The 14,241-nt window shown below is 64.0% G+C and carries 14 protein-coding genes; 8 read left to right on the top strand and 6 right to left on the bottom strand.

Going from position 1 to position 14,241, the window contains the following annotated elements; all coding sequences use genetic code 11:
* Positions 1–80 precede the first annotated feature (80 nt).
* Entirely contained in the window at positions 81–848 is a 768-nt protein-coding gene (locus AC07OT_RS15795) for an SDR family NAD(P)-dependent oxidoreductase (RefSeq protein WP_027607585.1), read from the top strand.
* A 138-nt stretch (positions 849–986) separates the two neighbouring features.
* Here the strand turns inward: AC07OT_RS15795 and AC07OT_RS15790 are convergent, their stop codons facing one another.
* On the bottom strand, positions 987–1,583 hold the full coding sequence (locus tag AC07OT_RS15790) for a glutathione S-transferase family protein (protein ID WP_092490378.1): 597 nt from the start codon (positions 1,581–1,583) through the stop codon (positions 987–989).
* Positions 1,584–1,621: 38 nt separating this feature from the next.
* Positions 1,622–2,134 (bottom strand): G/U mismatch-specific DNA glycosylase, encoded by a 513-nt coding sequence (gene mug, locus AC07OT_RS15785; protein WP_495108455.1) that lies wholly within the window; start codon positions 2,132–2,134, stop codon positions 1,622–1,624.
* A 79-nt stretch (positions 2,135–2,213) separates the two neighbouring features.
* On the opposite strand from mug, the gene yghU reads away from it, so the two are divergent.
* Positions 2,214–3,050, top strand: coding sequence for a glutathione-dependent disulfide-bond oxidoreductase (gene yghU / locus AC07OT_RS15780; protein ID WP_065939862.1), 837 nt, complete (start codon positions 2,214–2,216; stop codon positions 3,048–3,050).
* Positions 3,051–3,172: 122 nt separating this feature from the next.
* Here the strand turns inward: yghU and AC07OT_RS15775 are convergent, their stop codons facing one another.
* The 3 genes from AC07OT_RS15775 to AC07OT_RS15765 are packed head-to-tail and all read right to left on the bottom strand — an operon-like array spanning position 3,173 to position 5,914.
* Positions 3,173–4,099, bottom strand: coding sequence for a sugar ABC transporter substrate-binding protein (locus AC07OT_RS15775; protein ID WP_027607581.1), 927 nt, complete (start codon positions 4,097–4,099; stop codon positions 3,173–3,175).
* Between the two features lie 19 nt (positions 4,100–4,118).
* A complete protein-coding gene (locus AC07OT_RS15770) occupies positions 4,119–4,898 on the bottom strand; it encodes a TIM barrel protein (RefSeq protein ID WP_027607580.1) in 780 nt (259 codons plus the stop codon).
* The gene (locus tag AC07OT_RS15765) at positions 4,898–5,914 is read right to left on the bottom strand and encodes a Gfo/Idh/MocA family oxidoreductase (RefSeq protein WP_495108454.1); all 1,017 of its coding nucleotides are present in this window, start codon (positions 5,912–5,914) and stop codon (positions 4,898–4,900) included. Before AC07OT_RS15765 ends, AC07OT_RS15770 begins: the two co-directional genes overlap by 1 nt.
* Positions 5,915–6,099: 185 nt before the next feature.
* Here AC07OT_RS15765 and AC07OT_RS15760 point away from each other — a divergent pair, with 185 nt between their 5' ends.
* Positions 6,100–8,073 (top strand): sigma-54 interaction domain-containing protein, encoded by a 1,974-nt coding sequence (locus tag AC07OT_RS15760; RefSeq protein ID WP_495108453.1) that lies wholly within the window; start codon positions 6,100–6,102, stop codon positions 8,071–8,073.
* 355 nt (positions 8,074–8,428) lie between these two features.
* Here AC07OT_RS15760 and AC07OT_RS15755 read toward each other — a convergent pair whose 3' ends face one another.
* Complete coding sequence (locus AC07OT_RS15755; RefSeq protein ID WP_495108452.1) at positions 8,429–9,478, bottom strand: LacI family DNA-binding transcriptional regulator; 1,050 nt, start codon at positions 9,476–9,478, stop codon at positions 8,429–8,431.
* Between the two features lie 162 nt (positions 9,479–9,640).
* Here AC07OT_RS15755 and AC07OT_RS15750 point away from each other — a divergent pair, with 162 nt between their 5' ends.
* From AC07OT_RS15750 to AC07OT_RS15730, 5 genes are read left to right on the top strand one after another with little or no spacing between them, the layout of a single operon-like run.
* Positions 9,641–10,735: a fatty acid desaturase family protein gene (locus AC07OT_RS15750; protein WP_495108451.1), complete on the top strand. Its 1,095-nt coding sequence runs from the start codon at positions 9,641–9,643 to the stop codon at positions 10,733–10,735.
* 28 nt (positions 10,736–10,763) lie between these two features.
* The gene (locus AC07OT_RS15745; protein WP_027607575.1) at positions 10,764–11,084 is read left to right on the top strand and encodes a MocE family 2Fe-2S type ferredoxin; all 321 of its coding nucleotides are present in this window, start codon (positions 10,764–10,766) and stop codon (positions 11,082–11,084) included.
* Between the two features lie 2 nt (positions 11,085–11,086).
* Positions 11,087–12,286, top strand: a complete 1,200-nt coding sequence (locus AC07OT_RS15740; protein WP_495108450.1) for an NAD(P)/FAD-dependent oxidoreductase — start codon at positions 11,087–11,089, stop codon at positions 12,284–12,286.
* 1 nt (position 12,287) lies between these two features.
* A complete protein-coding gene (locus tag AC07OT_RS15735; protein WP_495108449.1) occupies positions 12,288–13,106 on the top strand; it encodes a sugar phosphate isomerase/epimerase family protein in 819 nt (272 codons plus the stop codon).
* 49 nt (positions 13,107–13,155) lie between these two features.
* On the top strand, positions 13,156–14,118 hold the full coding sequence (locus tag AC07OT_RS15730; RefSeq protein WP_141157412.1) for a Dyp-type peroxidase: 963 nt from the start codon (positions 13,156–13,158) through the stop codon (positions 14,116–14,118).
* Positions 14,119–14,241 lie beyond the last annotated feature (123 nt).

Here is a 14,241-nt window from a genome sequence, read left to right as displayed (position 1 = left end):
GTCGGTTGGACAGCGAATTTATAGCCTTTAAAGCCGATTTCGTAAAATAAAATAAGACTAATTGATCGAGGCATCCTTTTATGAGTACTGAACACGCCGTTTATCCCGACCTCAAGGGCAAGACCGTACTGATTTCCGGGGGCGCCTCGGGGATCGGCGAATTCATGGTGCGGGCCTTCGCCGTGCAGGGTGCCAAGGTCGGCTTTGTGGACCGCGCGCAAAGCCAGGGCGAACGCCTGGCGGCGCTGTTGAGTTCCCAGGGGCATGCCGTGGAGTTCGTGTGCTGCGACATCACCGATGAAATCGCCTACAAGGCGGCGATAGGGCGCTTCGAGCATTCCCTGGGGCCGATCAGCGTACTGGTGAACAACGCCGCCAATGACGTGCGCCACACCCTGGAAGAAGTCGATTCGGAAACCTTCGACAAGCTGATCTCAGTCAACCTCAAACACGCCTTCTTTGCCGCCAAGGCCGTGGTGCCGATGATGAAACGCGCCGGCAGCGGTTCGATCATCAATCTCGGCTCCGTCGGCTGGATGATGGCCTCCGCCGGCTACCCGGTGTACGCCGCCAGCAAGGCCGCCGCCCACGGCATGACCCGCGCGCTGGCACGGGAACTGGGGCCGAACCGTATCCGTGTGAACACGCTTGTGCCCGGTTGGGTGATGACGGAAAAACAGCTGGCCATGTGGGTGGATGACGCCGCCAAGGAACTGATCAGCCGCAGCCAGTGCCTGCCCGGCAGCGTACTGCCGGAACACATCGCCAATATGGCGCTGTTTCTCGCGTCCGATGCGTCGGCGATGTGTTCGGCGCAGAACTTCATCGTTGACGGCGGGTGGGTCTGAACCGAACACGTCAGTTCAGACAACCCAGATCAAGGTGGGAGGGGGCTTGCCCCCGATAGCGGTGGCTCAGACAGTACTTCTACAACTGACCCACCCTTATCGGGAGCAAACCCCCTCCCACATTTGAAACTGTGTCGCTTATTCGATGGGGTAACGCTTGAACGCCGGATGCTGCTCCAGCCTTTCGGCATGCCGTTGCAGGTTGGGAAATGCATCCGCCTTGACCACCGATGCCACGGTGAACTGGCTGAACGACCAGGCCACCGCCGCCGTAATCGACGCCTGGGTCAATGCTTCGCTGTCGCCCAATTGCTTGTCCAGCAACCCATAGGCCGCAAGCAATTGCCCGCTCACGCGCTCAAGCCACGGTGCATGCAGCTTCTCGGCCGGGCGCAGGTTGTGTTCATAGACGATCTGCACGCTCTTCTCACAGGCTGCCAGCGCCAGTCCCAGAACGTGCAAGTCCTTGGCAAGTGCCGCTGGATGCTGGGGCAACAGCTTCCTGTCGGCCGGCGCCAGGGTTTCCAGGTACTCCAGGATCAGGCTGGAGTCCATCAATACCGTGCCATCGTCCAGCACCAGGGTAGGGGCCTTGACCACCGGGTTGATCTGCGCAAATTCGTCGAAGGTGCGGAACACGGACAGGGGTTCATGCACGAAATCCACCCCGTATAGGTCCAGGGAAATAGCCACGCGGCGCACGTAGGGCGAGTCCAGCATGCCGATCAGTTTCATGAAGCCTCCATTGCTGTCAGGTTGACGAGCCCAAGAGATTAAGGGCACTCCGTCGCCCGGCGCAATTGTTGATACGCCTGCACCAGCTGCTCCAGGCTGAACGCCAGGTTGCGTCCGCTGGGATTGGGCAGCACCCACACTGACGCACCGCCCAGCACCTTTGGCTGCAAGCCCCAGGCGATCTCGCGTTGGCCGCTCAACGCGCTGTAGCCGGGCTTGCCGAGGAACGCCACAAAGCGCGGCGCGCAGTGGCGGATCTTGTGTTCGAAGCCCGCCGCGGCCTGGGTGAACTCATGCCGTGCCAATTCGCCCGCGCTGGCCGTGGGACGTTCCACCAACGTGGTCAGGCCGCAGTGGTAGTGCAGCAGCGTACGCCCGTGTTCGGGGCGGATTTCATGGGGCGTGAAGCCGGCCAGGTGCAGGGTGCGCCAGAAGCGGTTGCTGCGGTTGGCGAAATGCAGGCCGAGGGCGGCGGAACCCTTGCCGGGGTTGATGCCGCAGAACACGACCTTCAGGTGATTGGCGAGAATATCTTCAAGTCTGTCGGCCATGTGGGGGTATCTGAATGTGAGCCAATCGGTAAGATGCGCTTTGAATTCATCCATTCCAAGCGCCTCAGGAGCAGTGAGCATGACCGATTCATCCAGCTATGTCCCACCCAAGGTCTGGACCTGGGACACCGAAAGCGGCGGCACCTTCGCCAGCATCAACCGGCCCATCGCCGGCGCCACCCATGAAAAGCAATTGCCGGTCGGCAAGCATCCGCTGCAGCTGTATTCCCTGGCTACGCCCAACGGGCAGAAGGTCACCATCCTGCTCGAGGAATTGCTGGCCCTGGGGCACAGCGGCGCGGAATACGACGCCTGGCTGATCAAGATCGGCGACGGCGACCAGTTCGGCAGCGGCTTTGTCGGGGTCAACCCGAACTCGAAGATCCCGGCCTTGATGGACCACAGCGGCGCCCAGCCGATTCGCGTGTTCGAGTCCGGCGCGATCCTGCAGTACCTGGCCGAGAAGTTCGGCGCCTTCTTCCCCACCGAGCCGGCGGCCCGCGCGGAATGCCTGTCGTGGTTGTTCTGGCAGATGGGCAGTGCGCCATACCTGGGCGGCGGCTTCGGGCATTTCTATGCCTATGCGCCGAGCAAGATGGAATACCCGATCAACCGCTTTGCCATGGAAACCAAGCGCCAGCTGGATGTGCTGGACCAGCGCCTGGCCGTGAGCGAATACATCGCCGGGGATGAATACACCATCGCCGATATCGCCATCTGGCCGTGGTACGGCGGGTTGGTCAAAGGTCGCTTGTATGGTGCGGCCGAGTTTCTCTCGGTGCACGAGTACAAGCACGTACAGCGCTGGGCGGACGCGATTGAGGCGCGGCCGGCGGTGCAGCGTGGGCGGCGGGTGAATCGGGTGTCGGGCGAGGAACAGTTGCCCGAGCGCCATGATGCAAGTGACCTGGACTGATTGAGATCCAAGTGTGGGAGGGGGCTTGCCCCCGATAGCGGTGGATCAGTCACGGATGTATCAACTGACCCACTGCCATCGGGGCAAGCCCCCTCCCACATTTTGATCGCCTTATCTTCGATTTATTTGTAGCGCTGTTCGAACACTGCCACCTGTTCGGGCTTGATGAGCTCGAACGGCACCCACACCTCGGACTCGATCGGCTCGCCCTTGATCATCCTGATCGCCGACTGTACCGCTTGCGTGGCCTGGGCCTTGGGGTCCTGGAACACCGAAGCGGTGAGCATGCCGCGCTTGATCGCCGCCAGACCGTCGGGCAAGCCGTCGATGCCGATAATCGCGATCTCGCCCTTGGCCTTGCCCGCCTGTTGCAAGGCCATGGCCGCGCCAATCGCCATTTCATCGTTATTGGCCACAATCGCATCGAACTGCGTGCCGGCCAGCAGCCAGTTGCTGGTCAGGTCCATGCCCTTGTTGCGTTGCCACTCGGCGCTTTGCTGCTCCACCACCTTGATGCCGGGAAAGTCCTTGAGCACCTGCTTGACGCCTTCGGTGCGGTCATGGGTGGCGTTCTGCGCGAGGTCGCCCATGATGATCGCCACATTGCCCTTGCCGCCGAGCTTTTCCGCGAGGTAGCGCATCTGCAATTGCCCGGCCTCGATATCGTTGGATGCCACGGTGACCACGCCCTTGGGCAAGGTGCGCTCATCCGGGTGGCGGTTGACGTACACCAGCGGCGTCTTGGCCGCCACGGCGGCGCGGGTCATGTTGGCGGTGGCGGCGGTGTCCACCGGCAGCACGATCACGGCGTCGACTTTCTGGTTGAGAAAGCCTTCGACCTGGTTGAGCTGGCGCACCACGTCGCCCTGGGCGTCTTCGAACTGGATCTGCACGTCCTGTTGCTTGGCGGCATTTTCCAGGCCGGTGCGCACGTAGGTCATGAAGTTATCGTCGACCCGCGCGATGCTCACGCCGATGCGATACGCGGCGAAGGTCCATTGGCTGAACAGCAGTAAAAATGCAGCAACAAGCAATGAATAGCGATGCATGAGGGTGTTCCTTTTATTGTTATAGGGTGAACGCTTGACGGAAACGCTCCAGGGCCAACTCGCTGTCGCCGCTGGCCCAGCCTTCGAGGCCGACCACGCCGTTGTAACCCATGGCGTGCAGGGCCCTGGCTATGGCCGGGTAGTGGATTTCGCCGGTGCCGGGCTCCTGGCGTCCGGGCACGTCGGCCACCTGGATTTCACCGATGGCGCTGCCTGCGCGCTGGATCAGCTCGATCAGGTTTCCTTCGCCGATCTGCGCGTGGTACAGGTCCAGGTTCATCTTCAGGTGCGGGCTGCCCACGGCTTCGATCAGTGCCAGGGTGTCGTCGGCGCGGGCGAACGGGGTGCCGGGGTGGTCGACCTCGGTGTTGAGGTTTTCCAGCAGGAACACGCGGCCGGCGTCTTCGCCCAGGCGCGCGATCTTTTCCAGCGCCTTGCACGCGCTCAGCCACATGCGCCCGGTGGTCTGGCCCACGGGCTGCACCGGCAGGCCGCCGTCACCGAGTCCGGTGCCGTGCAGGTTGAGGCTGGGGCAGTTCAGGCGCTCGGCGACGCCGATGGATTCGCGCGCACTGTCGAGCAGTTGGCGGATGCCGTCGGGGTCGGTGAGGGTGCCGCTGATATAGCCGGTCATCGAAGTGAAATCGGCGCCGGTGGCGGCCAGGGCGCTGATGTCTTTATTGGTCCAGTTCCAGATTTCGGCACTGAAACCCAGTGCATGGATGCGCTTCACGCGCTCGACGAAGGGCAGGTCGAGAAACACCATCTCGGCACTGATCGCCAGTTTGAACGGGCTCATCAGCGGGCTCCCTGCACGGCCACGGCCTTGCCGGTCTGGAACGACTCGATACAGGCGCGGGCGATCGCCAGGGCGGCGCGCGCGTCTTCACCACTGGCCATGGGCTTGGCGCCGCTGCGCAGGCAGTCGACAAAGTGGTTGAGTTCGGCGATGTAGGCGTCGCGCAGCAGGTCGGTGTCCATGCGCTGGGTGTCGGCCTGGATGCCCTCGGCCAGGTAGCGCACCAGGTCGGAGTCGTTGAGGCTGCCCATGCTCAGCATGCCGGCGCTGCCGAACACTTCGCCGCGCACGTCGTAGCCGTACACCGCCTGGAAGTTGGCCTCGGCGGTGGCGATGGCGCCGTTGTCGAAGCGGATCGCGACCACGGCGGTGTCGAGGAAGCCTTTGCTTTTGTACTCCGGCGCGATCAGTGCGTCGGCCATCACATACACCTGCACCGCTTCGGCACCGGGGTTGAGGTAGCGCAGGGTGTCGAAGTCGTGGATCAGGGTTTCCAGGAAGATCACCCATTGCGGCGAATTGGCCGGGTTGTTGAGTGCCGGGTCGCGGGTCAGCGAGCGCAACAACTGCGGCGTGCCGATGCGGCCGGCCGCCACGTCGAGGTGGGCCGTACGGAAGCTCTTGGCGAAACGCCGATTGAAACCGACCTGCAGCGGCACGCGCGCATCGGCCGCGGCGGCAATGGCGCGGTCGGCTTCGTCGAGGGTGATGGCCATGGGTTTTTCGCAGAAGATCCCCTTGCCGGCACGGGCGGCGCTGATCACCAGTTCGGCGTGGCTGCGGGCGGGGGCGGCGATGAGGACGCCGTCAATGTCCGGGTCGTCGAGCAGCTGTTGCGGGTCGGTGTAAACCTTGGCTACTCCCAGTTCGGCCGCCAGGCGTGCGGCTTGGCCGGGAGTGGGGTCGGCAATGGCGGCGAGGCTCGCGCCGGGGATGTGTCGCGCAGCGGTCAGGCCGTGGAAGCTGCCCATGCGACCTGCACCGATCAAGCCCAGGCGGATGTTCTGTGTACTCATGAAATGACCCCTTTTTATTGTTGGCCGCAGGACAGCCCTGACTGGCAAAGGGGTCGGAGCAAAGGTTATGCCAATTTATAAGTGTCTGATAATTAAGGCTTTATAAAATACAATAAACAAAATATGTTCATTCTGATGACATGCCTATACTGACATGTCAAAAACATGAACATGGATACTGCCCGATGAGCATGGCGTTCAGCGTACAAGACCTCGACTACCTGACAGCCCTGGGGCCTGCGGCGCTGAACGACGGCCCCGTGGCTGCGCTGGAACAGGCGTGGCACGCGTGCCTGGCCGGGCAGGTGCAGCGCCCGGCCGAGGTGCGGCAGGTGATCTGGGATTCCTGGCGCCGCAGTGTCGAGGCGGGTATCGACCCGGATGACAGCCAGTACCGCTTTGTGGCGCCCCACGACCTTGCTGCCACCCTGGCCACCCACCGCGTCCTGATCGCCGCCGCTGCGCAGGTCATGCATGGTTTGCTGGCCTATAACCCGCGAGGGCATATCAACCTCACCGACGCCGACGGCACCACCCTGTATTTCTGCGGGCTGGACATCACCCCCGTCGGCAGCCGCCTGCTCGAATCGGTCCAGGGCACCAACTGCACCGGCCTGGCCCTGGCCGAAGACCGCCTGGTTTACGTGCTGGCCGAGGAGAACTTCGGCAGCGGCCTGCGCCAACGCCGCATGCACTGCGCCGCCGCGCCAATCAGGAATGCCCAGGGCCAGACCCTGGCGATGCTGACCCTCACCGCCGAACCCGGCTGGTTTCATTTTCACACCCTCGGTACCGTACAAGCGGCTGCCGAAGCGGTCTCCCGCCAGATGGCCTTGCAAGCGCTGTTGGAAGAGCAGCAAACCGTGCTCGAAGTGCTTAACGAAGGCCTGGTGGTGCTCGATGAGCGTGGCTGCATCAAGGCGCTCAACCGTTATGCCCGGCAACTGTTCAGGGTGGGGCTGGAGCTGATCGGCAGCCCCTTCCAGCGCCTGGGCCGCAGTGAGTTGAGTGACGCCATGCTTTTACGCGGCGGTGAGCCGGTGCGTGACCTCGATTGCACCTTCCACCTGCACGACCGCAGCCAGCTCGCCTGCCTGGTCTCGGTGTGCCCGCTGGAGCAGGGCGGGGTGATCGTGTCCCTGCGCGAGAACCGCCGCATCCGTGAAATCACCCGGCGCATCATCAGCACCCAGGCGCGCTACACCTTCGATACCATCCAGGGCACGTCGCGGGCGATCCAGGACGCGCTGCACCTGGGACGCATCGCCAGTCGCAGTGAATCCACCACCCTGATCCTCGGCGAAAGCGGCACCGGCAAGGAGCTGTTCGCCCAGGCCATCCACAACGCCAGCGACCGCGCCAACGGCCCGTTCGTGGCGGTCAACTGCGGCGCGATCCCACGGGACCTGGTGCAGAGCGAGCTGTTCGGGCACGTCGAAGGCGCGTTTACCGGCTCGGCCCGGGGCGGGTCGGCGGGCAAGTTTGAACTGGCGGATGGCGGCACCATTTTTCTGGATGAGATCGGCGATATGTCCTTCGACGCTCAGGTCAGCCTGTTGCGTGTGTTGCAGGAAGGCGAGATCACCCGCGTCGGCGCGAAAAGCTCACGGCCCGTGGACGTAAGGATCATCGCCGCTACCCACCGCAACCTCAGCCAGGCAGTGGCCGAAGGGGCGTTCCGTGAAGACCTCTACTACCGACTCAACGTCCTGAACCTGACCGTACCGCCGCTGCGCATGCGCCGTGAAGACATCCCGTTGCTGGCGCGGCACTTCCTCACCCGCTGTGCTCGTTCGCTGCGTAAAGCGGTGCAGGGCTTTGCCCCGGATGCGCTGGAATTGCTCTCGGCCTACGGCTGGCCAGGCAATGTGCGCGAGTTGGAAAACAGCATCGAACGCGCCACCAACCTGGCGACGGGCGAACTGATCCAGGCGGCCGATCTACCCCTGGAAACCAGACCGCGCGCTACGCTGCGCCACCACGAACCTCAGCCCGCCCAGGACCTGAGCAGCCACGAAATGCATGCCATCGTCGCCGCCCTCAAAAGCACCGGCGGCAACATCCGCCTGGCCGCCCGGCAACTGAACGTGTCCCGGGGTGGGCTGTACAACAAGATGAGTCGATTCGGGCTGAGTGCCGCAGATTTTCGCGGCGCGTAAGGTCGAAATGCGGGAGGGGGTTTGCCCCCGATAGCCATAGGTATCTACACAACGTTGGCTCAACGCTGAAAGCGCGGCAGATAGGGCTGTCGTGGTGAGCGGGCTTGTCCCGCGCTGGGCTGCGCAGCAGCCCCAAAACCAGCCTCTACAGAGTGTCTGATACACCGCGATCTTCTTGACTGGGGCTGCTGCGCAGCCCAACGCGGGACAAGCCCGCTCGCCACAGGGAGATTTGTCAGGGTCTGAAAAGTTGCGTAGATACCCTTGCCCCGATAACGGAGTGTCAGTTGACATCTACTTAACTGATCCACCGCCATCGGGGGCAAGCCCCCTCCCACATTTTGATCTCCATGTATCAGGCACACATGTTCTCCGACGTCACAATCTGCGGCGCGATATACACCCGATGCCGCTCCGGATCAAACCCCTCGGCACTCTGCAATTCCACCAGCAACTGCACCAGCGCGTTCGCCGTCTGCCTGGGCTGGGAATCCATCACCACATCGATCAACCCCTGGCTCAGCGCCTGGCGTGACAGCGCCGTGGACTCCTGCAAAATGCAGCACAACGCCGGGCGCTTGGGCAGTTGCGCGAGGGCGCTGATGATGCCGTCGCCGCCGCCGCCCACCACACACAGGCCGCGCAGGTCGGTGTGGCGGGTGAGCAGGTCGAGGGTGGCTTCTTCGGTGATGTCGCAGTTGTCCAGGTTGATCAGCGGCTCCAGCGGTTTGAGGCCGGGGGCGTGTTCGGCGAGGTAGCTGTGCAGGCCTTCGACCCGTGCCTGGTGCCCGAGGAAGCGATGGCCGCCGAGCAGGATCCCCACGCTGCCTTTGCGGGCGCCGCAGGTGCGGGCTAGCAGCCAGCCCATGGTGCGCCCGACCACGTGGTTGTCCTGGCCCACGTAGGGTTCAAGGGCTTGCTCATGAATATCCGAGAGCAGTGCCACCACCGGCACGCCGGCCTCGCGGATCTGCGCCAGGCAGGCGTTGATCAGCGGGTGGGCGAAGCTGACCACCGCCAGGCCGTCGCACTGCACGGCCAGTTGCTCGATCTGCGCGACGATGGCGCTGGGTGTGCGGTCGTTGATGTAGTCGAATTGGCAGGTCAGGTTGGCGCTGGCGTGATGCTGCGCCGCCTCGCTGATCGACTGCGCCAGGTGGGCATAGAACGCCTGGGCGGTGCCCAGCAGCAGGATGCCGAAGCGATAGGTCGGCCGGCGTTCGCGTATGCGTTGGCCGATCAACCGTGCAGCAAAATAGCCCACCGCTTCGGCAGCCTGGAACACCTGCTCGGCCGTTTGCGGATTGACTGGCGCGCGCGCATTCAGCACGCGGTCGACGGTGGCCACGCTGAGGCCCGCATGGGCGGCGACGGTGGCGATGGTCGGGCGTTTATTGTTGTTCATGACAGCCCCCTTGAGCGTCTTGATAGAAAACTATCAAGCCCCGCTGGGCCTGGATGATAGCTTGATAGGGAATGGATTCAAGGCCTTGAGGGTGATTTAGCCGCGCTCTATCGTTGGTTTCGCAAAGCACCTGAAACCTCTCGCTTGCGGAGAACAATAACAATGCCTGAACACACCGCTCACACCGCTCGGCGCGACTACAGCCTCACCGGTCCCGAAGCCGCCCGCGCGGCGGAAAAAGGCCTGGTCTCGGCCAGTTGGTACCAATCGCCGATTTCCCGTAAACGCATGAAAGAACTGATGCAACGCCGCGACGGCCCGGCCTTGCTCGACACCGCTATGTGGGTGAGTGCACTGTTCGCCACCGGCTTCGGCGGCTACTGGTTCTGGGGCACGTGGGCCTGCGTGCCGTTCTTCCTCGCCTATGGCGTGCTGTACGGCACCGCGTCCAACCCGCGCTGGCACGAAACCGGCCACGGCACCGCGTTCAAGACCCGCTGGATGAACGACGTGCTGTACCAGGTCGCGAGCTTCATGTGCATCTTCGAACCCCACGTGTGGCGCTGGAGCCATGCCCGGCACCACACCGACACCATCGTCGTCGGCCGCGACCCGGAGATCGTCGAGCCTCGCCCGCCGAGCCTGCCGATGATGTTTCTCAGCCTGTTCAACCTGCCCCTGGCCTGGAAGACCTTCAGCGGCGTGGCGCGCCATGCCATCGGCCAGATGAGTGCCCAGGAGGCGGACTTCATCCCCGAATCCGAGTGGCCCAAGGTGTTCCGCGCCGCGCGTATCTGGGTCGGCATTTATGCGCTGGTGATCTGCACCGCGTTGTACCTGCACAGCTGGCTGCCGCTGATGCTGGTCGGGCTGCCAAGTATCTACGGCGCCTGGCTCGGCTACGTGTTCGGCCTCACCCAGCATGTGGGCCTGGCCGAAGATGTGCTCGACCACCGCAGCAACTGCCGCACCATCTACATGAACCGCGTGCTGCGCTTTATCTACATGGACATGAACTACCACCTTGAGCACCACATGTACCCGATGGTGCCGTACCACGCCTTGGCGCAATTGCACGAAGAGATCCGCAGCGACTGCCCGCCGCCGTACGCCAACCTGTTCGAGGCGTACAGGGAAATCATCCCGACGATCTGGAAGCAGCGCAGCGATCCGACTTACTTCGTCCAGCGTCCCATCCGCCCCAGTGCTGAACCGGCCGCCAGGGCCCCGATGCATGCAGAAGCCACTGCCGGCTGAATCCCACCCAAGAACAAGAGAAAACGCCATGAACGATCAATGGATCGACGTCTGCGCCGTGGGCGAAATAGACGCGGAAGACGTGCTGCGCTTCGACCACGGGGCGCACACCTACGCGGTGTTCCGCTCGGCGGACAATGAGTTTTTCGCCACCGCCGGCCTGTGCACCCACGAGAAAATCCACCTCGCCGACGGCCTGGTGATGGACCATGTGATCGAGTGCCCCAAGCACAACGGGCGCTTCGATTATCGCTCGGGCAAGGCCCTGGGCGCGCCGGTGTGCGTCAACCTCAAGACCTATCCGGTGCGGGTCGAAGCGGGGCGGGTTTTGCTCGCCGTCACGGCTTGATGATGAACGCAGCCCTGATCATCGTCGGCGCCGGCCATGCCGGTGGCCGCGCGGCATTGACCCTGCGTGAAGAAGGCTACAGCGGGCGCCTGATCCTGATCGGCGACGAACCGCACGTGCCCTACGAGCGGCCGCCCCTTTCCAAGGGCCTGTTGCAAGGCAGCATGGACCTGGCCGGCTGCAGCCTGTGCGACAGCGCCCGGCTCGCCGAGTTAGGCATCGAACATATCGCCGGTAACCCGGTCAGCCAATTGGACCCGTCGCAACACCGCCTGCAATTGGCCGACGGCCAGTGGCTGTCCTACGCCGGCCTGTTGCTGGCCACCGGCGGCAGGGCGCGACGCTTGCCCCAGGCGCAGGCCAACGTGCTGTACCTGCGCACCCATGATGAAGCGCTGGCGCTGAAATCCGCGTTGCGACCCGGAGCGCGGCTGGTGATTGTCGGCGGCGGGTTTATCGGCCTGGAAGTCGCGGCCACGGCACGGGGCCTGGGCTGCGAGGTGACGGTGCTCGAAGCCGGGCCGCGCTTGGCGGGCCGGGTGCTGGCGCCGGTCATCTCCGAAGCGCTGCTGCAGGTGCATCGCCAACAGGGTGTCGACGTGCGCTTGAATGTGGCGTTGGAGTCGATCCATGCAGAGGCGGTGCAACTGGTGGACGGGCAGTTACTGCCCTGCGACCTGGTGGTGGTCGGCATCGGCATGCAACCGAATATCGAGCTGGCCGTGGCGGCGGGGCTGGAGGTGGGGCAGGGCATTCGCGTCGACGCGCACCTGCGCACCAGCGCGCCGGACATCTACGCGGCAGGTGACGTGTGCGAGTTTCGCCTCGGCGGCGAGTACCAGCGCCAGGAAACCTGGCGCAATGCCGAGGCCCAAGGGCGGCATGCCGCACTGAACATGCTCGGGCGTGATGAGCCGTTCGAAGCGCTGCCCGGCTTCTGGTCCGACCAGTACGACTGGGGCTTGCAGACCGTGGGCGTGATCACGCCGCTGACCGTCAGCCGTGCCTTGCCGGGCGCGGGTCTGTTGCTGTTCTACCTCGACGCCGACCAGCGCTTGCAAGGCGCCTGCGGCTGGGGCCCCGGCAACAGCGTGGCCAAGGACATCAAGCTGTGCGAACGCCTGATCAGCGCGCGCATCGCCCTGAACGCGGCCAGCCTGGCCGACCCCGACGTGTCCCTCAAACACCTGCTGCGAGGCTGATATGCGCCAACTCCTGGTATTCCAATCCCTCTGGGCGATGCACACCGAGCCCGGCCCCCTGGAGGCCCAACTCGACCGCATCAAGGCCGCCGGTTTCGACGGCATTACCGATCACTACTGGCAAGCCGCCGATGTCGCGCGCCTGCACGCCGCCGCCACGGCGCGGGGCCTGCAGATCGAAGGCCAGTTGTTCCCGCAAAGCGTCGACGACCTGGCGGCGGCACTGGATGTGATCAGCCGCCACGGCTGCCACCACCTCACCCTGCAAGCCGATGTGCGCCCGCGCACCCAAACCGAAGCCGCCCGCTTGATCGAAGGCTGGCAGCGCCTGGCCGAGCAGGTGGATTTTCCGGTGCTGCTGGAAACCCACCGCTATCGCCTGACCAACGACCTGCTGTTCACCCTTGACCTGCTGGCGCAGATGCCCGATTTGAAGCTGCTGGCCGACCTGTCTCACTACGTGGTCGGCCGCGAGCTGCCCGAGCCCGGCGCCGCCGAAGACGACGAGCAGATCCGCACGATCCTGCGCCACAGCTGGGGCTTTCATGGCCGTGTGGCCAGCAGCGAACAGGTGCAGGTGTCGCTGGCGTTCCCCCAGCACCAGGCCTGGGTGCAGCGCTTTACCGCGTGGTGGCGTTACGGGATCGAAGACTGGCTGGCCCGCCCCGAGACCCCGCACAGCCTGTCCTTCACCTGCGAACTGGGCCCGCCGCCCTATGCCATCACCGGCGCCGATGGGCGTGAAATCAGTGATCGCTGGGCCGAGGCGTTGCAGCTCAAGGCGTTGATTCGCGACGTGTGGCAGGCGTGCCGGAAATGATCTGCTAACCTGCGCGGGTTCACTCCCGCCCTTAGCCTGGATTTGCCCCATGCCGACTTCCTCCGTTCAGCCGCCTCTTGAACCGCAGTCCGTCTGCCACCCGATCACCAGCAGCGCGATCTTTATGGTCGCCACCATCGCCCCCGGCAGTGAAGACGGCGTGCGCGCCTGGTGCGCAGACATCGCCGGGCTGGTGCGTTCGGTGGGCAAGCGCGTGCCGGCGGGCAACCTCACCTGCGTCTGCGGCTTTGGTTCGGATGCCTGGGACCGCTTGTTCGGCACGCCGCGCCCGGCGGCGTTGCACCCGTTTCGGGAGTTCGGTGTAGAAGGGCGCATGGCGGTGTCGACGCCCGGCGACATCCTGCTGCATATCCGCGCCGAGCAGATGGACCTGTGCTTTGAACTCGCCACCCAACTGATGACAGCGCTGGGCGATAGCGTGAAGGTGGTGGATGAAGTCCAGGGTTTCCGCTACTTCGACATGCGCAGCATCATCGGCTTTGTCGACGGCACCGAGAACCCGGTGGGGCGCAAGGCCGTGGGCTTCACTATCGTTGGCGACGAAGACCCCGAATTCGAAGGCGGCAGCTACGTGCTGGTGCAGAAATACCTGCACAACATGACCGCCTGGAACGGCCTGACGGTGGAAGCCCAGGAGAAGGTGATCGGGCGCACCAAGCTGTCGGATATCGAGTTAGGCGAAGACGCCAAGCCGAGCAATGCCCACAGCGCCCTGACCGTGATCACCGACGAGAACGGCGAAGAAGTGAAAATCCTGCGCGACAACATGCCCTTCGGCCGCCCGGGGGCCGGGGAGTTCGGCACCTACTTCATCGGCTACGCACGCTCGCCGCAGCCGCTGGAGCAGATGCTGGAAAACATGTTCGTCGGCCGCCCGGCAGGCAACTACGACCGCTTGCTCGACTTCAGCACGGCGGTCACCGGCGGGTTGTTTTTCGTGCCATCGGCCGACCTGCTCGAAGCACTGGCGGAGCGTACGGGCGGGCTGTAAAGCAAAGCAGTTCAAATGTGGGAGGGGGCTTGCTCCCGATGGCGGTGGGTCAGTTAAAGATGCATTAACTGACACGCCCTCATCGGGGCAAGCCCCCTCCCACATGAGATTCATGCCGGGTTG

The sequence above is a fragment of the Pseudomonas sp. GW821-FHT09C10 genome, assembly GCF_059418085.1.
This window is presented reverse-complemented; position numbering and strand designations above follow the sequence as displayed.